Source organism: Clostridium budayi (assembly GCF_055396605.1).
Map to the genome: position 1 here is coordinate 2,140,369 of NZ_AP042456.1, position 22,568 is coordinate 2,162,936.

General features: G+C 29.4%; 18 protein-coding genes. 3 read left to right on the forward strand and 15 right to left on the reverse strand.

What is annotated here, in order from left to right; translation table 11 throughout:
• Positions 1 to 5: 5 nt before the first annotated feature.
• The 12 genes from ACZ5TJ_RS10300 to ACZ5TJ_RS10355 all read right to left on the reverse strand — a co-directional run bounded on the left by ACZ5TJ_RS10300 (position 6) and on the right by ACZ5TJ_RS10355 (position 17,988).
• On the reverse strand, positions 6 to 1,247 hold the full coding sequence (locus ACZ5TJ_RS10300; protein WP_464199412.1) for a dynamin family protein: 1,242 nt from the start codon (positions 1,245 to 1,247) through the stop codon (positions 6 to 8).
• Position 1,248: 1 nt separating this feature from the next.
• Positions 1,249 to 3,486 carry a dynamin family protein gene (locus tag ACZ5TJ_RS10305; RefSeq protein ID WP_464199414.1) on the reverse strand — a complete coding sequence of 746 codons (2,238 nt, stop codon included), beginning with the start codon at positions 3,484 to 3,486 and terminating at the stop codon, positions 1,249 to 1,251.
• Positions 3,476 to 5,128, reverse strand: a complete 1,653-nt coding sequence (locus tag ACZ5TJ_RS10310; RefSeq protein ID WP_464199416.1) for a dynamin family protein — start codon at positions 5,126 to 5,128, stop codon at positions 3,476 to 3,478. The genes ACZ5TJ_RS10305 and ACZ5TJ_RS10310 overlap by 11 nt, the downstream gene beginning before the upstream one ends.
• Before the next feature lie 284 nt (positions 5,129 to 5,412).
• Positions 5,413 to 6,606 carry a hypothetical protein gene (locus ACZ5TJ_RS10315; RefSeq protein ID WP_464199418.1) on the reverse strand — a complete coding sequence of 398 codons (1,194 nt, stop codon included), beginning with the start codon at positions 6,604 to 6,606 and terminating at the stop codon, positions 5,413 to 5,415.
• Between the two features lie 417 nt (positions 6,607 to 7,023).
• Positions 7,024 to 8,274, reverse strand: a complete 1,251-nt coding sequence (gene purD, locus ACZ5TJ_RS10320) for a phosphoribosylamine--glycine ligase (protein WP_464199419.1) — start codon at positions 8,272 to 8,274, stop codon at positions 7,024 to 7,026.
• Positions 8,275 to 8,442: 168 nt separating this feature from the next.
• Positions 8,443 to 9,945, reverse strand: a complete 1,503-nt coding sequence (gene purH / locus ACZ5TJ_RS10325) for a bifunctional phosphoribosylaminoimidazolecarboxamide formyltransferase/IMP cyclohydrolase (RefSeq protein ID WP_464199421.1) — start codon at positions 9,943 to 9,945, stop codon at positions 8,443 to 8,445.
• Between the two features lie 17 nt (positions 9,946 to 9,962).
• Positions 9,963 to 10,574, reverse strand: a complete 612-nt coding sequence (gene purN / locus ACZ5TJ_RS10330; RefSeq protein ID WP_464199423.1) for a phosphoribosylglycinamide formyltransferase — start codon at positions 10,572 to 10,574, stop codon at positions 9,963 to 9,965.
• Positions 10,562 to 11,563 carry a phosphoribosylformylglycinamidine cyclo-ligase gene (gene purM / locus ACZ5TJ_RS10335; RefSeq protein WP_464199425.1) on the reverse strand — a complete coding sequence of 334 codons (1,002 nt, stop codon included), beginning with the start codon at positions 11,561 to 11,563 and terminating at the stop codon, positions 10,562 to 10,564. Before purM ends, purN begins: the two co-directional genes overlap by 13 nt.
• Positions 11,564 to 11,575: 12 nt before the next feature.
• Entirely contained in the window at positions 11,576 to 13,012 is a 1,437-nt protein-coding gene (gene purF, locus ACZ5TJ_RS10340) for an amidophosphoribosyltransferase (RefSeq protein ID WP_430862114.1), read from the reverse strand.
• Positions 13,013 to 13,015: 3 nt separating this feature from the next.
• Positions 13,016 to 13,729, reverse strand: coding sequence for a phosphoribosylaminoimidazolesuccinocarboxamide synthase (gene purC / locus ACZ5TJ_RS10345; RefSeq protein ID WP_045724215.1), 714 nt, complete (start codon positions 13,727 to 13,729; stop codon positions 13,016 to 13,018).
• Positions 13,729 to 14,208 (reverse strand): 5-(carboxyamino)imidazole ribonucleotide mutase, encoded by a 480-nt coding sequence (gene purE / locus ACZ5TJ_RS10350; protein ID WP_346026031.1) that lies wholly within the window; start codon positions 14,206 to 14,208, stop codon positions 13,729 to 13,731. The genes purC and purE overlap by 1 nt, the downstream gene beginning before the upstream one ends.
• 18 nt (positions 14,209 to 14,226) lie before the next feature.
• Positions 14,227 to 17,988 carry a phosphoribosylformylglycinamidine synthase gene (locus tag ACZ5TJ_RS10355; protein WP_464199430.1) on the reverse strand — a complete coding sequence of 1,254 codons (3,762 nt, stop codon included), beginning with the start codon at positions 17,986 to 17,988 and terminating at the stop codon, positions 14,227 to 14,229.
• Positions 17,989 to 18,378: 390 nt separating this feature from the next.
• Between ACZ5TJ_RS10355 and ACZ5TJ_RS10360 the strand changes: the two genes are divergently transcribed.
• Genes ACZ5TJ_RS10360 through ACZ5TJ_RS10370 form a run of 3 tightly spaced genes read left to right on the forward strand, consistent with a single transcriptional unit; the run spans position 18,379 to position 20,417 of the window.
• Positions 18,379 to 19,296, forward strand: coding sequence for a DUF5685 family protein (locus ACZ5TJ_RS10360; RefSeq protein WP_464199432.1), 918 nt, complete (start codon positions 18,379 to 18,381; stop codon positions 19,294 to 19,296).
• Positions 19,283 to 19,894, forward strand: coding sequence for a J domain-containing protein (locus tag ACZ5TJ_RS10365; protein WP_464199434.1), 612 nt, complete (start codon positions 19,283 to 19,285; stop codon positions 19,892 to 19,894). Before ACZ5TJ_RS10360 ends, ACZ5TJ_RS10365 begins: the two co-directional genes overlap by 14 nt.
• Positions 19,895 to 19,916: 22 nt before the next feature.
• Positions 19,917 to 20,417 (forward strand): hypothetical protein, encoded by a 501-nt coding sequence (locus ACZ5TJ_RS10370; RefSeq protein WP_464199436.1) that lies wholly within the window; start codon positions 19,917 to 19,919, stop codon positions 20,415 to 20,417.
• Positions 20,418 to 20,464: 47 nt separating this feature from the next.
• Here ACZ5TJ_RS10370 and ACZ5TJ_RS10375 read toward each other — a convergent pair whose 3' ends face one another.
• From ACZ5TJ_RS10375 to ACZ5TJ_RS10385, 3 genes are all read right to left on the reverse strand, one after another.
• Entirely contained in the window at positions 20,465 to 21,112 is a 648-nt protein-coding gene (locus tag ACZ5TJ_RS10375) for a hypothetical protein (protein ID WP_464199438.1), read from the reverse strand.
• A gap of 76 nt (positions 21,113 to 21,188) precedes the next feature.
• Positions 21,189 to 21,836, reverse strand: coding sequence for a hypothetical protein (locus ACZ5TJ_RS10380; protein ID WP_464199440.1), 648 nt, complete (start codon positions 21,834 to 21,836; stop codon positions 21,189 to 21,191).
• A 73-nt stretch (positions 21,837 to 21,909) separates the two neighbouring features.
• Positions 21,910 to 22,557, reverse strand: coding sequence for a hypothetical protein (locus tag ACZ5TJ_RS10385; RefSeq protein WP_464199442.1), 648 nt, complete (start codon positions 22,555 to 22,557; stop codon positions 21,910 to 21,912).
• Between the last annotated feature and the right edge of the window lie 11 nt (positions 22,558 to 22,568).

The following is a 22,568-nucleotide window of genomic DNA, read 5'->3' on the forward strand; positions in this document are numbered from 1 at the left end:
TCCCCCTATTCTATTTTCCTTAGTAACATTTTTATTTCTTTTTCATTTTCCAAAACTTTCTTTTCAAATTTATAAATATTACTTATTCCTATTAAAATGTCTGAATAATATCTAGATAAACTCTCCAATTCCATAATATCTGTAGATCTAAATATAACTCTTCCTATAATGTTTCTATTATTTTGAAGTTCATTACGTTTCCTAGTTAAATTAGATTTTATCTCATTTAATATACTTTCAATTTCTCTATATATACTTTTACTATTTACAACATTACTATTTGCTTCAAGCATAAATTGTTCTAAATAGGTTGTAAAATACTCCTCTTCATCATATGCAGAATATGCAATGACATTACATATATTTAAATTAGATTCACTTAAAATTTCCTTACTTTCTTCAATAATATCTTTTACATCACTTTTTATTTTCTTATCTGCTTTATTAAAAACAATAAGTATCTTTCTATCAAATTCTAAAGATTTTATAAATTCTATATCTCTATTTTTGATAACTCCATTTTCTATATCAACTACCCATATTAAATAGTCGACATTTTTAAGTTGATTATATGCTTTTTTTTCATCTGATATAGACTCATTAACACAATAATCAGCTTTGCTATATCCTGGTGTATCTAATATTGCTATATTTTCATATTTAAACTCGCTATTACTTATCACTAACTCATTTACAAACTGTGAAAATCCTAAATTATATTTAGCATAAAAGGCATGTGTTAGCGCTTTAACAGCTTCCATATCAATAGTAATGCTGTTGTCAGTATAAGTATATGCTCTAATTTCATCTGTATTGCCTTTTACTATATAAGTTGCTATTGATGTGGTTGGTGTCTGGTCTTCTGGCAAAACATCGCTCTTTATTATAGAATTTATAAACTTAGATTTTCCTGCACTAAACTGTCCACCTATTCCTATAACCGTTTTATTATTTAATAATTTCATTTTATTATTTTCATATAATTTATCGCTTAATCTCACTAATCTATTGTAAAGTTTAACTTCATTATCAATATTAATTTTACTTGTAGCTAAGACTTTCTTCTCTAAAATATAATCTAACCTTTTTATACTATTTATTTTTTCAGCGACAGTTTTATTATACCTTTCACCACTTAATAATTTTGCAATTAATTCCACACCTTTTTCTGTATTAGCTAAATATATATTTTCCGTACATTCTTCAACTTCTTCTAAATCTTCATCTTCGTCATCCCAAAGTCCCATATTATTCTCTAACCTCTAAAATTTCTTTTTTATTTTCTCTAATAATTTTTTTCACCACTTCTAAATCTAATATATTCTTTTCTTTATTTTCTAATAATTTATCTAGAAGTTTTACTCTATCTTCAAGATTTTTTTCTACATTATCTATAAAATCTAATCCGTCTTTTCTTAATGTATTAGCTATCTTTTCTTCAATTTCTTCAATTTCATTACAAATATCCTTTGTCATTTCTTGTAATACTCTATCTTGCTTTAAAATAAGACTATTTATTTCTTTACCTTCAGCTACTGAAGAAAATTCACTATAAATTTTTTCATCATATTTTTCTAAATCAATGTTTATTTTAGGTATTGATAATTTCCTTAATGTTGTTTCAATAGGCAATAAAATTTCATTTTTACTGAAATTTTTTCCTGATAAATCAAAAGCCTCTAAAACAACATTCTTAATTTCTCTTTTTAATTCTTCCACATCAAAAGCTCTATCTAACTCATTTATTATAATGCCTCTAACCTTATTACCATATTTTCTTATATTAGTTACAACATCTGCCACATTAGCTATTTTCGTAGTTGTTGTAACATCATAATACTCTTTTCTCAAGCCTAGGAATCCAGTTCTTCTACTTTTACTATGAGTTTCTGTTGATGTTGAAATACCAACTTCTCTATTATTTTCAACTTCTTTTTCAACTTCAACTTTTATTCTACTAATTTGATTACTTGCCTTTACTATACTATGTTCAAATAAATTTCTAACTTCAACTCTAATAGAATCTAACTTATCAACTAAATTCTTTTTCTTTTCATTTAATTCAGTGCTTTCATAAGTGTTAATTTGCTCCAAGTTATTAGTAATATCACTAGATATTTCATCTAAAATAGTGTCAAAATCTAATTTCTTACTATCTACTATTTTAGCAATTCTATCACTTATAGTTTTTTCCTTCTCAGCTTTAACCTCTGTAAAAACTTTATTTCTAATCCTATCTATATTAGCAAACTCTCTTAAAAATTCTGGTGAACTTTCGAAGCCAGTAAATCTTCTTTGCATTCTATTTATAATATTTTTTTCATCAGCCGATAGCTCTCTTCCTTTTTCAAGCTTAATAGCGGCCCCATATAATAATGATGATATATATTCTGCTGGTAAAGCCTTTCTAATTTCTTCTATAGTTTCGTTACTTCTTCCACTTCTTACTATCTCATTAATATTATCCTCGGCTTGTCTTGAAAAGTTCTTTGCACTTTCTCTAAGTGCTTTTTTTATAGTTGCATTTCTTTCATTATAATCTAGAACTCCTGAATCAAATTTACTTCCTAATAATATAGCCTTTTTAATTCCCTCTTTCGGCAATGTATTTTTCAAAAATTTCATATCCTCTTGCCCTAAAAATTGTCCTGTATAACTTAACATGAAAACTACATCACATTCCATAAGAAATTTCTTAGTTTCTTCACTTCTTGACAATATTGGATCATTTAATCCTGGAGTATCAATAACTTCAATTCCATTTAAAAATTCATTATTTATATGTAGTTCTGTATGTTTAACTATTGGTGTTAACTTGCCTTTACTTCCTATATATTCATCTAAATTTTGCATATATTGCTTATCATTTTCTATTCCTGTAATATATTCAGTTTGATCTAAATATTTATATACATCTATTCCATTTTTTTTAGCCATATCAGTTAACTCTTTACATGATGCATATTCTTTAGGAATTTCACTTCTATATCTTTTCTCTACACCTTCTAATGTTATTTCTTTCTTTCTATAAACTTGTACACTTATAGAATTAAATTTTCTTTTTTCCTCTTCTTCCTTCTTTAATTCTTCAAGCTTTTTCATTAAAAATTCATCATATTTTTCTGAAAGCCTACAAATATTTTCCCAATCATACTTTTTATAGAATACTATTTTAGCTTTCTGCTCTTTACTATATGCTATCTTAGTTAAAGCTGCAGTCATAGGTGTTGCAGCCTTTGGTAAAATATTTTCTCCATCAAAAATCAATGCATTTAAAAAAGAAGACTTACCAGCCTTAACTTCTCCAACTATACCTATTTTTAATGTTCTATTTACTTCAATTATATTATTTAATTGTTCTTTTATATTAAAACATTTATTTTCAAACTCAGTTGCTAATCTATCACCTATTAAGTTCTTGTTCTTTTGTATATCCTTATTTATTTTTTCTATAAGTTCTATAAATTTTTCATTTTTAGTTTTCATCGTTATTCCCCTCGATTGATTTACTTAAATTTGCAATATCCATTTCTAGTTCTTTAGCTAAATCATTATATAAAGTTTCTTTTTCTTGCTTTTTTTCTAATGCTAACTTAAGCCCCTCTTCCTCCACTTGAATATATTCCCCTATTTTTTCTTCCATTTCATTAATTAATTCCTCTGATAATGCCATTAAAGAGTTATCTACTTCACTTTCTAACTTTTTTATTATATTAGGTATAATTTCAGTTCTAACTTTTCCTTTGATTTCATCTTTTTTAGAACTTTCTGCTATTCTACCAAATACATTTAATATATCTGGTAAAAATAATATTATAAGCTCTATCCATGGTGCTACAATCGTAGTTGCAATTGATATACTACCTACAATAGTTTTATAAATCTTATTTCCTTTATCGATAGTTTCAGATATCTTACTTATTTGTCCTTTTGTTTTATGATACTTATCTGAAATATCTCCTGCAACACTTTCATTCCATCTATTTGTAATTAACTCTTCCATATTAATTTCATTCACAAACTCTTCAAAAGATTTTGCTGTATATCGTTTTGTAGAATTTATTAAAATAGGTCTTAATATATCATTTATTATTCTATCAGTATCACCATTATCTAATATACTTGCTGCTATTTTTTCTGAATTAGAACTTAATGCATCTCTTACATCAGATAGTATTAGAGGTTTTACGTTATTTTTTATATCAAAATTTAATTTTCCCTTTTCCTTTAAAATCTTTTCATTTAACTTAATTCTAGCTTTTTGTCTTTCATATATTTCATCTTCAATTTCTTTAGTATCCACGCTTAAATTATCTAACAAACTCTGTAATGTAATAACACATAATTCCCTTGCCTCTTTAACCCTAGTTTCAAAAGCTTGTTCTACTAGTTCTTCAGCATTAAAATTACCTAAAATTCCATCAAAATCATTATCATCATTATATATAGATGTTGTATATAATGGTACCTCTCTATCTAAAACATCCTCTGCTATTTCTTTTATTTTTTCAACAATTTCTTGTACATCCTCTTCGGTCTTCTTATCAATTTTAGATACTACAATAACAATATTATCATGATACATATTGACTTCTTCTAGAAACCTTATTACATTGGGCTTTAAAATACCATCTTCGCAATCTATAAGAACAACATATCCACTTCCCTTATCTACATATCTGAAAATAGCTTTGTTATGCTCATCAATTCCAGAATTAATCCCAGGCATGTCTACAAGTGTAATATCCTTTAAATTTAATACAGCTTCACTATTTACATGATATCTATAAAAATCATAATTCTTTACATCATATTTTTTTATATTTTCTAAATCAACTTGCTCTACCTCATTCCCCTTAATAAGTTCTGCATAATCTTCATAATCATAAACGATTTCAGTAGCTATAGCAGTTTCTCTTTTTTGATCTTCTTTCAAAATATCTTTTTCAATGAACTTATTCAGTAAAGCACTTTTTCCTGCACTAAAGCAACCTACAAATAAAACTCTAACTTTAAACTCTTCAAGTTCTCTGCTTAAAGTATTTATTGTTTCACTTCCTTCTATATTATATTTTTTATAAATATCCTTTAACTCAATAATATTTTCTTCTACTTCTCTTCTCCCCATATTGTCCTCCTAAAAAACTTCCAATATAAATTTACCATATTACCATAAAAATTCAATAAATTCCTTTTAATTATCCTAATGATATTATAATATACTTTTCAACATTTAATAATTTTTGTAAATAATAATAATATAAGTGTTATTTATATTACTAATACTTATAAAATAATTAATAATATAATCGTTAAATTTTAATATTTGTTTCATTACTTATGATACGGTATTTTTGCTTATAAAAATAGTCTTAGGCTAATTATATAAATATCTAAGACTATAAATATTATTTAGTATTCCCACTCCATGTAACTTCTCATTTCCATTTCATAATCCTTTATATTATCTAACCATGAATCACAACTATCAATAAAATGGAAAAGTCCTAATAGATAACTATAGAAATTCTCTACATCAATCTCTTCATCATTAAACTTATATTCATTACTAAATGAACACGGATACCTAAACATATCCCCGTTCTTATCTACACCGCTCAAAGTCTTTATATATCTCTCGGCTAAATCTAGTGTTTCTTCCTCCTGATTGTCTTCTTTCGAATAATGGACCAGCATTGGTTTAATTGAATTCCATAAGTCTTTATATAACAAATGTGAGTTCCTTTTTCTTCGGATAATATGCTCATCAACACCTTGTTCCATCTGTATGTGAAGAAGTCTTTTTAATCCTATCTCAATAGCATTTCTCATTAAGAAAACTATCGGATAGAATAACATTTCATCTTTTGATTCTTTAAACTTTTCGAACAAAAACGTTGCAACATCACTATATCCTGTTACCTGCTTATGGAATCCATCACCCCATGGTGAATCCCATAGATAGCAATTATTTATGCCTGTAATGGCCAGGTGTATAAACTGTGGCTCTTCTTCAAGGTCTAATTCGTCTGCATCAAACCACTCACCAAATATCATTTTATTCAAGGTGCTATAACAATATATAAGTTTATTACCCATATGCCAAACATCTAAGGCCTTATTACCATATTGTTGCATGAAGTCATCTTTAAATGGGTATCTGAAAAGATCTGAACTTGAATCTACTATCTCTATACTACCTAAATACTTCTCTAGCCACATTTCTTCATCTAAATTTAGCTCTTCAATACCGTATCTATCTTTAAATGTGTTATACAACTCCTTTACATTATGTTTATTATCTTTAAATATTGCCTGTAGCTCACTCTTAGTAGCTCCCTTAACAGCTAATCCTGCCTTGAGCAATAATTCTATAGCCTGTCTCATCATATAAACACCAGGCAAAAACCACATGTCATACTTGATATTATCATTGTGTGGAACTTCTATAACCTCTCTTAAGGTGATATAACTTGCGTTCATATACTGTCTAGATAACTCTAAATAGTCTTTATCAGGTTTTTCACTCCATTTTATATGTATTTTCATCTCTTCATTCATTATATCTTTAATATTTTTATCTTTTTCTATCCAAACATATTCCACTTTAAATACCTACTCCCTTTCACACCATTTTCTCCAAGAGTTTTCTAAAAAATATTCACTCATCTCAATATTTTCATTAAGTTAATTAGAATAACCAATCCCTATAAATTCCTATTTTACCTTTAACTATAAACTTATTATAACATGATTTGTAAATATAACCTTGCTTATGATACAGTATTTTCACTTATAAAAATAGCCTTAGGTATGTTATTTCAACGCTTAAGGCTATAAACCTCACTTATTTAAAGGAAACACGCTACTCACATTCGTTCGTAGGTGTAAGTTCGCCTGACCAAATCAAAGATTTGGAGGCTTACTTATGATACGGTTCACCATTAATTATTCTAAACCCCAACAAAAAAAACTGATAAACTAAGAATCTAAATCCTTAGCTTATCAGTTTCTTAAAAATCCTTATTTAGCTATTCCAATATCTTTTCTAAAATAAGCTCCATCAAAACTTACTTTATTAACATTGTTATAAGCATTCTCTCTAGCTTCCTCTACAGTATTACCTCTTCCTATAACAGATAAAACTCTTCCTCCACTAGTTAAAAGCTTACCTTCTGTAAGTTTAGCACCTGCAATGAATAAATTATCAAGAACTCCTTCTTCAAAACTTATCCCCTTATTAGTTTCATAAGAAGCTGGATATCCTTTTGAAGCCATAACAACATTAACGCATACTTCATCTTTAAACTTAACAGTCTTTTCACTTAACTTTCCTTCGATACTAGCTTCAATTAAATCTAAAAGATCTGTTTCCATAAGTGAAAGAACTGATTGAGTTTCAGGGTCACCCATTCTAACATTATATTCAAGAAGCTTTACTCCATCATCTGTAATCATAATTCCAAAGAATATAATTCCTTTAAAATCAAATCCCTCTTCTCTAATTCCAGCTAAAGTTTTGTTCATTATCTCTTCTTCGAATTCTTTTAAAACTTCGTCTGTTACATAAGGATTTGGAGCAACAACTCCCATTCCTCCAGTATTAGGGCCTTTATTATCATCATAAATTTGTTTATGATCTTTTGCTGATATAAAAGGAATTATTGTCTTTCCATCAGTTATTGAAAGAATTGAAGCCTCAACACCTTTTAAAAATTCTTCTATAACAACTTTCTTACCTGCTCCTTTAAATATATCATTAACCATAAATAAATCTATATTTTCTATTGCTTCTTCTTTAGTTTCACATATAACTACCCCTTTACCTGCTGCAAGTCCATCTGCCTTTATTACTATAGGGTATTTACATTCATTTAAATATTCTTTAGCCCTTGTAGCTTCATAGAAAACTTCATATTCAGCAGTAGCTACTCCATACTTTTTCATAAAATCCTTAGAAAAACTTTTACTTCCTTCAAGCATTGCACCATCTTTTTCTGGTCCAAATATTTTAAGTCCTTCTTCTTTAAACCTATTAACTATTCCATTTATTAAAGGTTCTTCTGGTCCAACTACAGTTAAATCTACACTTCTACTCTTTGCAAAATTTAACAATTCTTCTATATCAGTAATTCCAACATTCTCACACTTTTTCTCTATTGCAGTTCCACCATTTCCTGGCGCAACATATATTTTACTAACCCTCTCACTTTTAGAAAGCTTCCAAGCAATTGCATGCTCTCTTCCACCAGAGCCAATTAAAAGTATTTTCATATTCCTATAATCCCCTTTTAAATTTCAAAATTTAACTTCTTATTCTTTAAAACAGTAGTGCAAATGAAAGTGAGAATAATATATTCTATGAACGCCTTGAAAAGCAAAGCTTTTCCGAAGTAAGTAGAGCATATTATCTCACTTTCATATTTGCACGATACTTGTAAACTAGTGTTTGAAATGTCTAAGACCAGTAAACACCATTGCTATTCCATGTTCATTACAAGCATCAATTGATTCTTGATCTCTCATTGAACCACCTGGTTGAATTATTGCTTTTATTCCCCCTTTAAAAGCTTCATCTACTACATCTCTAAATGGGAAGAATGCATCTGATGCAAGTATTGTAGCTCCAGCCCCTCTTTTTAATGCATCTTCTGTTGGCCATATTCTATTAACTTGACCTCCACCAATACCAAGAGCAACTCCATCTTTTGCTACAACTATAGCATTTGATTTAACATACTTAACAACTTTCATTCCGAAGATTAAATCTTTCATTTCTTCTTCAGTTGGATTCTTTTCTGTTACTACTTTTAATTCTTCAATTAACTTTTTATCTTCTTCTTGAACTAATATTCCACCATCAACTGTAACCATGTATTTCTTATCTTGTGGAGTGTTATGACATTTTAATACTCTTAAATTCTTTTTAGTCTTTAATATTTCTAAAGCATCTTCATCATATTCTGGTGCTGCAATTACTTCTAAGAAAATCTTAACCATTTCTTCTGCTGTCTTTTTATCTACCTTTCTATTAAAGGCAACTATACCACCAAATATTGAAGCTTTATCTACTTCATAAGCTTTCATGTAGGCTTCATAAGAATCTTTTCCTATTGCAACTCCACATGGAGTATTATGTTTTAATGCACAACATGTTGGCTCTTCAAATTCTGATACACACTTCCATGCAATATCCATATCTTTAAAATTGTTATATGATAATTCTTTACCATTTAATATATCAAAAGTATTCATAGCTCCATCTACAGTAGTTGATTCATAAAATGCTGCACTTTGGTGTGAGTTTTCTCCATATCTTAATCCTTGTTTCTTTCTGAATGAAACTGAAAGATATTCTGGATATTCTTCATCTTCTAATAAGAAATTTGAAATAGCAGCATCGTAAGCGCTCATTAAGTTAAACACTTTACCTGCAAGCTTCTTTCTAAATTCTAATGAAACTTCACCTTCATTTTCTATTTCTTCCATCACTTTTTTATAATCAGCTTTATCAGATAATACTACAACATCTTTGAAGTTTTTAGCCGCTGCTCTAAGCATTGTTGGGCCACCTATATCTATAAATTCTACCTTTTCATCAAAGCTTAAATCTTCTCTAACTTTCTCAAAAAATGGGTAAAGGTTAACTACTACGTAATCAATAGTGTTTATGTCTCTTCCTTGAATTGTTGCCATATGTTCTTCATTATCTCTTATTGCAAGTATTCCAGCATGAATTATTGGATGAAGTGTCTTTACTCTTCCATCTAACATTTCTGGGAAGTTTGTTACTTCATTTACTTCTATTACTGGTACACCATTTTCTTTTAAGTGCTTGTATGTTCCACCAGTTGAAATTATTTCAACTCCTCTATTATTTAAGAAATTAGCAAGTTCTAATACTCCTTCTTTATCAAATACACTGATTAACGCTCTCTTTTTCATAGAATTTTTACCCTCCATTATTTTAAGATTCTAACTCTTCCATTTACTACTGATACTTTATCTTCTATTAAATACTTAATTGCCTCTGGCAAAAGCTTATGTTCTTCTTTTAATATTCTTTGTTGAAGTGATGAAGCATCATCTTCAAATAAAACTTCAACTGCTTTTTGAAGAATAATTGCTCCTCCATCAACTTCATCATTTACAAAATGTACTGTACATCCTGATAGTTTAACTCCTTTTTCTATTGCAGCTTCATGTACTTTAATACCATACATATTAGGACCACAAAATGAAGGAATTAGTGATGGATGAATATTAATTATTTTATTTTTAAACCTTTTTAAAATTTCTCCATCTAGGATGGAAAGGTATCCTGCAAGTACAATTAAATCAACCTTTCCATCTACAAGTTTTAATACTTCATCTGAGGTATTCTTTCCATACTCTTTTTTTGAAACAACGAAAGTTTTTATACCTGCACTTTTAGCTCTTTCTAATGCGTATATTCCTTCTTTGCTTCCTATAACCATCTCTATTTTACAATTTAAATTCTCATTTTTTATATTATCTATTATTGATTGAAGATTAGACCCTGAGCCTGATGCAAGTACTGCTATTTTAAACAAATACCTTCACCTCCAGATGTAACATGTCCAATTTCATAAGCTACTTCACCCATTTCTAGTAAGTCTTTTAAAATTAGATTAACATCTTCTTCCTTAACGCAAAGTACAAATCCTATACCCATGTTGAAAGTGTTATACATATGATCTCTATCTACTCCTAAAGCTTCCATTTCTTCGAATATTTCAGGTAGTGGATAGCTATCTTTTCTTATAACTGCTGTAAGCTCTCTTCCATTAAACATTCTTGGAACATTTTCTATAAATCCTCCACCAGTTATATGAGCCATACCTTTAATTTCATATTTTTCTAAAAGTGCTAATACTGGCTTAACATATATTTTTGTTGGAGTTAAAAGTGTTTCCCAAATTGGTCTTCCATTAAATTCTCTATCTAAATCTTTAAATACTTTTCTAACTAAAGAGTACCCATTTGAATGAATACCTGATGACTTTATTCCAATAAGTTTATCCCCTTTAGCTATTTTTTCTCCGCTTATTATTTTATCTTTATCAACTATTCCAACTGCAAATCCTGCAATATCATAATCCCCTGCTTTATAAAAGCCTGGCATTTCTGCTGTTTCTCCACCAATTAATGCACAATCTGAATCTAAACATCCATCTGATACACCTTTAACTAAACTAGCTGCAACTTCAGCTTCAAGCTTTCCACATGCAATATAGTCTAAGAAAAATATTGGCTTTGCACCATGGCATAAAATATCATTTACACACATTGCAACACAGTCTATTCCTACTGTATCGTACTTTTTCTTTTTACATGCAATATCAAGTTTAGTTCCAACACCATCTGTTCCTGAAACTAAAACTGGCTTTTTATATCCTTCTGGAAGCTCTAACATTCCGCCAAATGAACCAAGTCCATTTAATACATACTCGCTCATTGTCTTTTTTGCATAATCTTTTATAAGCTTAACTGACTTATAACCTTCTTCTATATTTACTCCTGATTCTTTGTAAGTTAACATAAATTCTTTACCCTACCTTTCAAGATTTTCATTTAAAGCTTCCATAGGTGCTGATACTGGATATACCCCATTAAAACATCCTACACAGAAATTTCTTCTCTTCTCTAAGCTTTCATATATCCCTTCTAAGCTTAAATATCCTAAAGAATCGCACCCAATGTTTTCTCTTATTTCTTCTAGACTTTTATTAGCTCCAATTAATTCACTTCTATATGGAGTATCTATTCCAAAGTAACAAGGATATTTAACAACAGGTGATGCAACTAGGAAGTGTACTTCTGTAGCACCAGCTCTTCTAAGTGATTCTATTAAATGCTTTGATGTAGTTCCTCTAACTATTGAATCATCAATCATTATTACCTTTTTACCACTTACATTAACTTTAAGTGGATTAAGTTTGACTGCAACTGCTCTTTCCCTAAGTTCTTGTGATGGTGATATGAATGTTCTTCCTACATATCTATTTTTAACAAATCCAACATCATAAGGTATTCCTGAAGCTCTTGAATATCCAAGTGCTGCTGGTATTCCTGAGTCTGGAACTGCAATTACAAGATCTGCATCAATTGGATATTCCTTAAATAATTGCTCTCCTTGTCTAACTCTTGCTGTGTGAACATCAATTCCATCCATAACTGAATCTGGTCTTGCAAAGTATATATATTCAAAAGAACATGTTCTACATGTTGTGTTTTCTGAGTAGTTTATTGACTTAATACCATTTTCATCAATTATTACAATTTCACCTGGTCTTACATCACGAATAAGTTCTCCTCCAATTGCATCAATTGCACAACTTTCTGATGAAAGAACATATCCTTCAGCAATTTTCCCAATGCATAAAGGTCTTATTCCATGTGGATCTCTAACTCCTATAAGTTTATCTTTGCTCATTATTACCATAGCAAAAGATCCTCTAACTGCTGATATTGCATCAATTACTGCTCTTTCAATTCCCTTTTTTGACCCTCTTGCAATAAGAGTTGTTATTACTTCTGAATCAACAGTTGTATTAAATACATGTCCACCTTCTTCTAGCAATTCACGAATAACATCATAATTTACTAAGTTGCCATTATGAGCTGTTGCTATTTGACCAAGTTTTGTTGTACTTAAAAGTGGTTGTGAATTTTCAATAGTTTTAGCTCCAGCTGTTGAGTATCTTACATGCCCTATTGCAATATTTCCATTATGCTCTTTAAGAAAATCTAAATTTTCCTTTGTAAAAGCTTCTGTTATAATTCCAAGACCTTTATGAATTTTTACTTCTTCTCCATTTGAAACTGCAATTCCAGTACTTTCTTGACCTCTATGTTGAAGTGCATATAATCCATAATAAGTTACAGATGCAACATCTACAGGTTCATTTGCATATACTCCAAATACTCCACATTCATCTTTGAACTTATCATTTTGTGGATCCATAATATCGAAATTTGCATGTATCATACATTATTCTCCTTTAATTCTATTTAATATCTCGATGTATGCTTCTTCAACGTTGCCCATATCTCTTCTAAATCTATCTTTATCAAGCTTTTCTCCAGTTTTACTATCCCAGAATCTGCATGTATCTGGTGATATTTCGTCAGCTAATATAACTTCTCCATTTTCATCTCTACCAAATTCTATTTTAAAGTCAATCAAATCTATATTTTGTTTCTTAAAGAATTCTTTTAAAAGGTTATTTATCTTATCTGTCATTTCATAAATTTTATTTAATTCTTCAAAAGTTGTTGCTCCAATTCCTACTGCATGATAATCATTTATAAGTGGATCTCCAAGTTCATCATCTTTATAAGATAATTCAAATACTGTAGTTTTAAGCTTGTATCCTTCTTCAAGACCAAGTCTCTTTGCCATACTTCCTGCTGCAACATTTCTTACTATAACTTCAAGTGGTACTATTGAAACTTTTTTACATAATTGATCTCTTTCATTAAGCTTTTCTATAAAGTGAGTTTTAATACCCTCTTTGTTTAGCATTTCAAAAATCATTGATGTAATTGCATTATTTAAAATACCTTTATTATCTATTTGAGCTTTCTTTTCTCCATTAAATGCTGTTGCATCATCTTTATAGTGAACTATAACCTCATTTTCATTTTCAGTTCTAAATATTTGTTTTGCCTTTCCCTCATATAACATCTCAAACTTTTTAACCATTATAAATCCACTCCTTCTCCGTTTTCTTCAATAAATCTTTTCTTCATTCTAATTCTAAAATCTATTAAATCCTTTTTTATTTCTGGATATTTTAATGAAAGCATTTCTACAGCTAACATTCCTGCATTATAACTATTATTTATTCCAACTGTTGCAACTGGAATTCCCTTTGGCATTTGAACTATTGAAAGTAATGCATCCATTCCTTCAATTGCAGCCTTAACTGGAACTCCAATAACAGGAAGTGTTGTTTGACTTGCTATTACACCTGGAAGATGTGCTGCAAGTCCAGCACCTGCAATTATTACTTCACATCCATCTTCTTCTACTTCTTTTAATGTTTCTGTAAGTTTTTCTGGAACTCTATGTGCTGATAATATATAAGCTTTGTAATCTACATTAAATTCTTTTAGTGCATTAGCAGCACCTCTCATAACTTCTATATCTGATTTACTTCCGAAAAATATTGCTACTTTCATATAATTAACACCCCTTTTTTAATCTCTGAAATAATTTACTCCTGCTTTAAATATCTTTTGATCAAAGTTTCCTATAATGTTTTTATAAAGATTTTCTCCAATTCTTTCTGAGTGGCCCATCTTACCAAGTACTCTTCCACATCTGCTTGTTATTCCTTCTATACCAAACATTGATCCATTTGGATTGTATGGCATATCCATACTTACTTCTCCATCAAAATCAACATATTGAGTTGCTACTTGTCCATTCTCTAAAAGTTCTTCTAACAATTCTTTTGGTGCTACAAATCTTCCTTCTCCGTGTGATACAGGAATTGTATGAATATCTCCTAAGTTAACTTCACTAAACCAAGGTGAATTTTTAGATACAATCTTAGTTCTTACCATAGTTGACATATGTCTATTTATATTGTTATAAGTTAGTGTTGCCATGTCTTCTTCTATATCGCATATCTTTCCATAAGGAAGAAGTCCTAGTTTTATAAGTGCTTGGAAGCCGTTACAAATTCCAAGTATTAATCCATCTCTATTTTCTAAAAGATCTGTTACTGCATCTTTTATCATTTCATTTCTAAATATTGTAGCTATAAATTTAGCTGATCCGTCTGGTTCATCCCCTGCTGAGAATCCTCCAGGTATCATTATTATTTGTGATTCATTAATAGCTTCTTTAAGTTCTTTTAATGATTCTAAAAGCATTTCTTTATTTAAGTTTCTAATAAGAACTTCTTTAACTTCTGCTCCTTCACGTCTAAATGCTCTTGCAGAATCTGTTTCACAGTTTGTTCCTGGGAATACTGGTATTACTACTTTTGGTGTTGAAGTTTTAAACTTAGATTTTTTTACTTCCTTATTGTCTTTTAAAACTTCTTCTACATTTTCTTTATTTTTATTAGTAGTCTTTGATTTAAATACTCCTTCTAACTTCTCTTCATAAGCTTCTTCTAATTTATCTATATCAAAATTTAAATCATATTCTTTTGAAGTTATTTTATTACTTCCATTTGTTTTTCCTATAACTTTAAAGTTTAGTCCAGTAAATTCTTCATCTATATTTACATCTTCATTTATTTCTAAAATTAATGATCCATAATTAAATCCAAATAATTCTTCTTTAGAAAGATTATCAAACTCTACCCCAATTTTATTTCCAAGAGCCATCTTAGTTAATCCTTCTGATACTCCACCAAACTTAACTGAATATGCTGAAATTATTTTTCCTTCTAATATAAGTTCATGAACTTTGTTTAAGTTGTTCTTAAACTCATTCATTTCTATTGTTCCATCTTCTAACTTTGTAGATTTAAGTAAAACTACATTTGAATTTTCTTTCTTAAATTCTGGTGATATTATATTTTTAGCTTTCTCTACTCCTACTGCAAATGACACTAATGTAGGTGGTACATCTATATCACCGAAACTTCCGCTCATTGAATCTTTTCCGCCTATTGCTGGTATTTCTAAATCCATTTGAGCTTTATACGCCCCAAGTAATGCTCCAAATGGCTTTCCCCATCTCTTCTCATCCTTTGATAACTTTTCAAAGTATTCTTGGAAAGTAAGTCTAGCCTTCTTGTAATCTCCTCCCATTGCTACAAGTTTTGTAACAGATTCGATTACTGAATAAAATGCCATATGGAATGGACTCCACATTCCAAGATATGGATTAAATCCATAAGTCATTATTGAAGCATCTAAGCTTTCGTTACCTTGTACTGGAATCTTTGCAGCCATACCTTCAGCTGGAGTTTTTTGATACTTTCCTCCAAGTGGCATAAGTACTGTATTACATCCAATAGTTGAATCAAATCTTTCTATTAAACCTTTTTTACTACAAACATTTAATTTTTTAAGATTATCTATCCACTCTTTTTTAACATCAATATCTTTAACTTCGTATGGATATTCTGTTGGTGCTGTTACCTTTACTCTAGTTTCTTGTTCTGCCCCATTTGTATCTAAGAAACTTCTCTTTAAGTCAACAATTGTTTTACCTCTCCAAGTCATTGTAAGTCTTTCGTCATCAGTAACATTTGCAACAATTGTAGCTTCTAAATTTTCTTTCTTTGCAAATTCAATAAACTTTTCTGCATTTTCCTTAGTAACTACTACAGCCATTCTCTCTTGAGATTCTGATACTGCAAGTTCTGTTCCATCAAGTCCATCATACTTTTTAGTAACTTTATCTAAATCTATATTAAGCCCCCTACATAACTCACCAATTGCAACTGATACTCCACCAGCTCCAAAGTCATTACATCTTTTTATCATTATTGCTACTTCTTTTTTTCTAAAAAGTCTTTGAATCTTTCTTTCCGTTGGTGCATTCCCCTTTTGCACCTCTGCCCCACAGTTTTCTATTGATTCTTCTGTATGCTCTTTTGATGAACCTGTTGCTCCACCAACACCATCTCTTCCAGTTCTTCCACCAAGTAAAATTACTACATCCCCAAGACTTGGCTCTTCTCTAACTACATTTTCTTTTGGTGCTGCTGCAATTACTGCCCCAACTTCCATTCTCTTAGCTACATAATTTGGATGATATACTTCATCAACTTGTCCAGTTGCAAGTCCAATTTGATTTCCATAAGAACTATATCCATGTGCTGCCCCAAGTGTTATAGTTCTTTGTGGTAATTTACCTTTTAATGTTTCTTCAATTTCAACTGTTGGATCTGAAGCTCCTGTAACTCTCATAGCTTGATATACATAAGTTCTTCCTGAAAGTGGATCTCTTATTGCTCCGCCTAAACATGTTGCTGCTCCCCCAAATGGTTCTATTTCTGTTGGATGGTTATGAGTTTCATTTTTAAACATTAGTAGGTATTCTTCAACTTTTCCGTCTTCCATTTCAACGTTTATGTTTATTGAACATGCATTTATTTCATCAGAAATATCTAAATCATCTAAAAGACCTCTTTTTCTTAATTCCTTCATAGTAATAACTGCAAGATCCATTAACTTAACTTTTCTATTTGTATCTTTTCCGTACACATATTCTCTTGATTTTAAATAAGCTTCGTAAGCTTTCTTTACTGGAATGTTATATTTATTTTCTTCTATTTCTACTTCTTTTATGGATGTTTCAAATGTAGTATGTCTACAGTGATCTGACCAGTAAGTATCAATAACCTTTATCTCAGTTATTGTAGGATTTCTATTTTCTTCTAGCTTGAAGTAATCTCTTATCATAGTTAAGTCTTCAATACTCATAGCTAGTCCTAATTCTTTATGGAAGTTTTTAATCTCCTCTTCATTCTTGTCAATAAAACCATGTAACACTTCTACATCATTAGGTATGCTAAATTCATTAGATATCTTTTTAGAATAAATATCTACTTCTCTTGAATCTACAGGATTTATATAATATTTCTTTATTTTTTGAACTTCTTCTTCTGAAAGGTTTCCTTTTAAGACAATTATTTTTGACCATTTTACATCTAATTTTTTATCTGCTGTTAATAACATTATGCATTCTGATGCTGAATCAGCTCTTTGATCATACTGTCCTGGTAAAAACTCCACTCCAAAAGCAATATCATCTTTATCTATATCAATCTTCTCTTCATATACTTTATCTACTGGTAATTCTGAGAAAATAGTATGTAGCGCTTTATTATAATATTCATCTGAGATATCTGAAATAAGATATTTGTTTAATACTCTAACTTCCTCTAATGAATCTATTCTTAAATTAGTTCTAAAATCCTCAAGTAAAATTTTCCCCTCAATATTAAAGCCTTCTTTCTTCTCAACGAATACCATTTTAATATTAACCATTCTTTCCCCTCCACTGATTTAGATTCCCTAATTTCCATTATTTGTTTTGGTAATTTCAGAATAGCACTACGCTTTAAAAAAGTCAACATTATTGATTTAATTTATTTTATTATTCGTATATTAACGAATAATAATTGTGTATTTTATTTTTATATTATGTGTTTTGGCGTTTTATGAATATATTCACTATGTAATAATAGTTTTATTTTTCCAGTTGAAATAAAAAAAGCTGGCAAAATTATGCCAGCAAGCTCAAACCTACGCAACCCTTACTTTGAAAGGTCACTATTATTTTATGTAAAGTTTTGTAATTTATACATATACTACTGTTTTAAATAGTAAAGTTATTGTATAATGTCTTTATACTAAAAGTTTAAAGGAGTGTTTTTATTGTTTGGTTATGTAACTCCTCTAAAACCTGAACTAAAGATTAGAGAATATAATCAATTTCAAAGTTATTATTGCGGTGTTTGTCTTGGGATTAAAACTCTTTATGGCGAGCTTCCAAGGATGACTTTAAATTATGATATGACTTTTCTAGCATTATTATTAGATGGTTTATCATCTAATGAAGAACTTAATCTAAAGCTTAAAAGATGTATGGCTCATCCTAATAAAAAGAAGCCTATTCTTCTTAATAATAAGGCAATAAATTATGCTGCAACTATGAATGTATCCCTTACATATTATAAACTTCTTGATGATGTTTATGACGATAATTCATTAAAGAGCAAATTTCTTCTAAATGTTATTAAACATTATAAAAAGAAATTCCCCTCTTCAGTAACTAACATAAATTCCTTAATTGAAGAAAAACTTAAAGAGCTTAGTAATTTAGAAAAGAATAAAAATTTTAAATTTATAGATGAAATATGTGATCCATTCAGTGTAATTGTTGGATCTATTTTAAAAGAATATCCTAATGAATTTAAGGAAGATTCAGAAATTCTTAGAGAAAACTTATATAAATTTGGTTATTCTCTTGGTAAATGGATATATTTAATGGATGCATTAGATGATTTAAAAGAGGATATAGAAAAAAATAAATTTAATCCAATAAATTATCTTTATAATAAAGATAATATTCCATATGAAGAATTATTAAAAGAAATTAAGGGAAGATTAGAATTTAGTATATTTAACTTAGCATATACATGCAAAGAAATACTAAATGAACTCCCATTAGAGAGAAATAAAGAAATACTAGAAAATATAATTAATCTTGGAATGATGGATAAATACGTAAAGGTGACAAGCAATTGTAATTGTAAAGAGAAAGGTAGGAGACTTAAAAATGAATCCATATGAAGTACTTGGTATAAAAGAAGGAGCATCTCAAGAAGAAATTAAAAGCGCTTATAGAAAGCTTGTAAAAAAATATCATCCTGATCAATACGGTGATAATCCACTTAAAGAGTTAGCACAAGAAAAACTTGCTGAAATTAATGCAGCTTATGATACATTAACTAAAGGAAATGCAGGAAATTCAAGCTACTCTAATAGTAATACTAGCGGATATAATGCAAATAGTAGCCAAAATGATCAAATTGTTTTCCAAGAAGTTAGAAGACTTCTTCAAGCAAGAAATATTAGTGCAGCTGAAACTAAGCTTAATAGTATCTCAAATAGAAATGCTGAATGGAATTTCTTAATGGGTATTTGTCATGTTAATAAAGGATGGTTTGATTCAGGACTTAATCATCTTCAAACAGCTGTTAATATGGACCCAAATAATTTTGAATACAGACAGGCACTTAATCAATTAAATTCAAGAGCAACTAGTTATGGAAATCCATATAGAACTACACAAGGTGGTAATGCTGATGCTTGTAACTGTTGTCTTAACCTTTGGTGTTTAGATTCACTTTGTGAATGCTTTGGTGGGGATTTAATAGGTTGTTGTTAATTTCTTATGGAGATGATTATTTATGAATAGTTCTAAATCTAAAAATATAGCACTAGGAGGAATATTAGTTGCACTTACAATTATAACTTTGTATTTAAGTTTACTAATACCAATAAACACTTTTGCTATTTTTACAATTTCATCAATATTTCCAGCTATAGCTATAATGCGAAGTGACGTAAAACTTGGAGTTTTTGTATACTTAGCATCTTCTGTAATAGGATTTTTCATCATTCCATTTGATAAAATACTTCCATTCATCTTATACTTTGGAGTATATGGAATAGTAAAATTCTTTATAGAAAAACTTAAGAATATGCCAGTTGAAATAATTTTAAAATTATTGTTTTCAAATATAATGTTTTTTATAGGAATATATGTATTAAAATCATTTATAACTATAGACATTAAATTCCCTTGGTATATTATTATAATTATAGCTCAAGTTGCATTTTTAATTTACGATTATGCATTAACATTAATAATAACTTTCTATTTAAATAGAATACACAAAAGAATTTAAATAACAAAAGGACTTGATATTACTTATCAAGTCCTTTTTCTATTCCTCTACCAGTCTATATAATCTATTCTTGATGGTAGTCCTAATAATTTCATCCCTATTTCGTACCAGTCCCATATCGCTATAACAGTTCCATCTTCTTCTCCCGGACCAACTTTTGCTTCTTTTGCATGACGTTTTATTCTATCAATAAGATTACCAACAGCATCTTTATCATTATTTAATATAGCTCTTGAAAATGCTACTGGATAAATTTCTTCTTTATCTTTACCAAAATCAATACACTTTTCATATTCTTTCAGGAAAAATAATGTACAAAGATATCTTCCCATGTACACATCTCTATAATAAGGATATTTATTTTCTTCTAAAAGTTGTTCATACATTTCTTTTGCTTCTCTATACACAGCTTTTGCCTCTTCAACTTCTCCTGCCAATCTTAAAAAATTAGCTTTCATATGAATAGCTCTAGATAATTCATTTAAATCATCATCCTCTTTACAAATATCTATTAAATTATCAATCATATATGACGCTTTTTCAAAGTACTCCTTAGCTTTATCCTCTATATCAAGATATAAACTTGCTCTAGCACAAACTTCTGCCCTCCTCCAGTTGGTTACTCCTCTCTTTTCATAACTTTTTATTGCTTCTTCTAAATATTTTCTATTAATCTTCTTTGATGCATACCCCATATGTATCCCCCTTATACATATTAAAATTTTATAAAAGGACTTGATATTACTTACCAAGTCCTTTTTTCTACTCCCTCTACCAGTCTATATAGTCTATCCTTGATGGTAGTCCTAATAATTTCATACCTATTTCATACCAGTCCCATATCGCTATAACAGTTCCATCTTCTTCTCCCGGACCAACTTTTGCTTCTTTTGCATGACGTTTTATTCTATCAATAAGATTACCAACAGCATCCTTATCATTATTTAATATTGCCCTTGAAAATGCTACTGGATAAATTTCTTCTTTATCCTTACCAAAATCAATACACTTTTCATATTCTTTCAGGAAAAATAATGTACAAAGATATCTTTCTATATACATATCCCTATAATAAGGATATTTATTTTCTTCCAAAAGTTGTTCATACATTTCTTTTGCTTCTCTGTACACATCTTTTGCTTCTTCAATTTCTCCTGCCAATCTTAAAAAGTTAGCTTTCTTATGAACTTCCTTTGAAATATCCCCAACTGCACTTCCTAATCTGATTCTTTCTATTAATATATCCTCTAATTCAGCAGCCTTCTTAAATGCATTTATTGATTCTTCTTTCTTATCTAAATACATACAAGCTCTTCCGTAAACTTCACAATCTCCTGTATAAACAAATTTTTTTATTCTTTCAGATTTAATCCTTTCTTCTAAATATTTTTTATTAATCTTCTTTGATGCATACCCCATTTTCTCCCCCTTATACATATTAAAATTTTACAAAAGGACTTGATATTACTTACCAAGTCCTTTTTTATTTCCTCTACCAGTCTATATAGTCTATTCTTGATGGTAGCCCTAATAATTTCATCCCTATTTCATACCAGTCCCATATAGATGTAGTACTTCCACTTTCTTCGCCTGGACCGATTCTTACTTCTTTTGCATGTCTCTTTGTTCTTTCAATCATTTTACCTATTGATTCTTTATCATTATTTAAAATTGCCCTTGATAACCATACTGGATAAGTTTCTTCCCATTCTTCTCCAAAAGTAAGACACTTTTCATACTCTTTTAAAAAGAATAATGTACTTATATACCCTCCTATATACCTATCTCTATAGTAAGGATATTTATTTTCTTCCAAAAGTTGTTCATACATTTCTTTTGCCTCTCTGTACACAGCTTTTGCTTCCTTAACTTCTCCTGATAATCTTAAAAAATTAGCTTTCATATGAATAGCTCTAGATAATTCATATAAAGCATTATCCTCTTTACAAATACCTATTAAAGTATCAATCATATATGACGCTTTTTCAAAGTACTCTTTAGCTTTATCTTCTCTATCAAGATACAAACTTGCTCTAGCACAAACTTCTGCCCTCCCCCAGTTGGTTACTCCTCTCTTTTCATAACTTTCTATTCTTCCTTCTAAATATTTTTTATCTATTTTCTTTGATGCATATCCCATTTTTATCACCT

What these genes read in the sequence shown, in the direction of transcription:
- ACZ5TJ_RS10300 (WP_464199412.1), bottom strand. Translation starts at nt 1,247, where the DNA reads ATGGGACTTTGGGATGACGAAGATGAAGATTTAGAAGAAGTTGAAGAA.
- ACZ5TJ_RS10305 (WP_464199414.1), bottom strand. Translation starts at nt 3,486, where the DNA reads ATGAAAACTAAAAATGAAAAATTTATAGAACTTATAGAAAAAATAAAT.
- ACZ5TJ_RS10310 (WP_464199416.1), bottom strand. Translation starts at nt 5,128, where the DNA reads ATGGGGAGAAGAGAAGTAGAAGAAAATATTATTGAGTTAAAGGATATT.
- purD (WP_464199419.1), bottom strand. Translation starts at nt 8,274, where the DNA reads ATGAAAATACTTTTAATTGGCTCTGGTGGAAGAGAGCATGCAATTGCT.
- purH (WP_464199421.1), bottom strand. Translation starts at nt 9,945, where the DNA reads ATGAAAAAGAGAGCGTTAATCAGTGTATTTGATAAAGAAGGAGTATTA.
- purM (WP_464199425.1), bottom strand. Translation starts at nt 11,563, where the DNA reads ATGTTAACTTACAAAGAATCAGGAGTAAATATAGAAGAAGGTTATAAG.
- purF (WP_430862114.1), bottom strand. Translation starts at nt 13,012, where the DNA reads ATGATACATGCAAATTTCGATATTATGGATCCACAAAATGATAAGTTC.
- purC (WP_045724215.1), bottom strand. Translation starts at nt 13,729, where the DNA reads ATGGTTAAAAAGTTTGAGATGTTATATGAGGGAAAGGCAAAACAAATA.
- purE (WP_346026031.1), bottom strand. Translation starts at nt 14,208, where the DNA reads ATGAAAGTAGCAATATTTTTCGGAAGTAAATCAGATATAGAAGTTATG.
- ACZ5TJ_RS10355 (WP_464199430.1), bottom strand. Translation starts at nt 17,988, where the DNA reads ATGGTTAATATTAAAATGGTATTCGTTGAGAAGAAAGAAGGCTTTAAT.
- ACZ5TJ_RS10365 (WP_464199434.1), top strand. Translation starts at nt 19,283, where the DNA reads ATGAATCCATATGAAGTACTTGGTATAAAAGAAGGAGCATCTCAAGAA.
- ACZ5TJ_RS10370 (WP_464199436.1), top strand. Translation starts at nt 19,917, where the DNA reads ATGAATAGTTCTAAATCTAAAAATATAGCACTAGGAGGAATATTAGTT.
- ACZ5TJ_RS10375 (WP_464199438.1), bottom strand. Translation starts at nt 21,112, where the DNA reads ATGGGGTATGCATCAAAGAAGATTAATAGAAAATATTTAGAAGAAGCA.
- ACZ5TJ_RS10380 (WP_464199440.1), bottom strand. Translation starts at nt 21,836, where the DNA reads ATGGGGTATGCATCAAAGAAGATTAATAAAAAATATTTAGAAGAAAGG.
- ACZ5TJ_RS10385 (WP_464199442.1), bottom strand. Translation starts at nt 22,557, where the DNA reads ATGGGATATGCATCAAAGAAAATAGATAAAAAATATTTAGAAGGAAGA.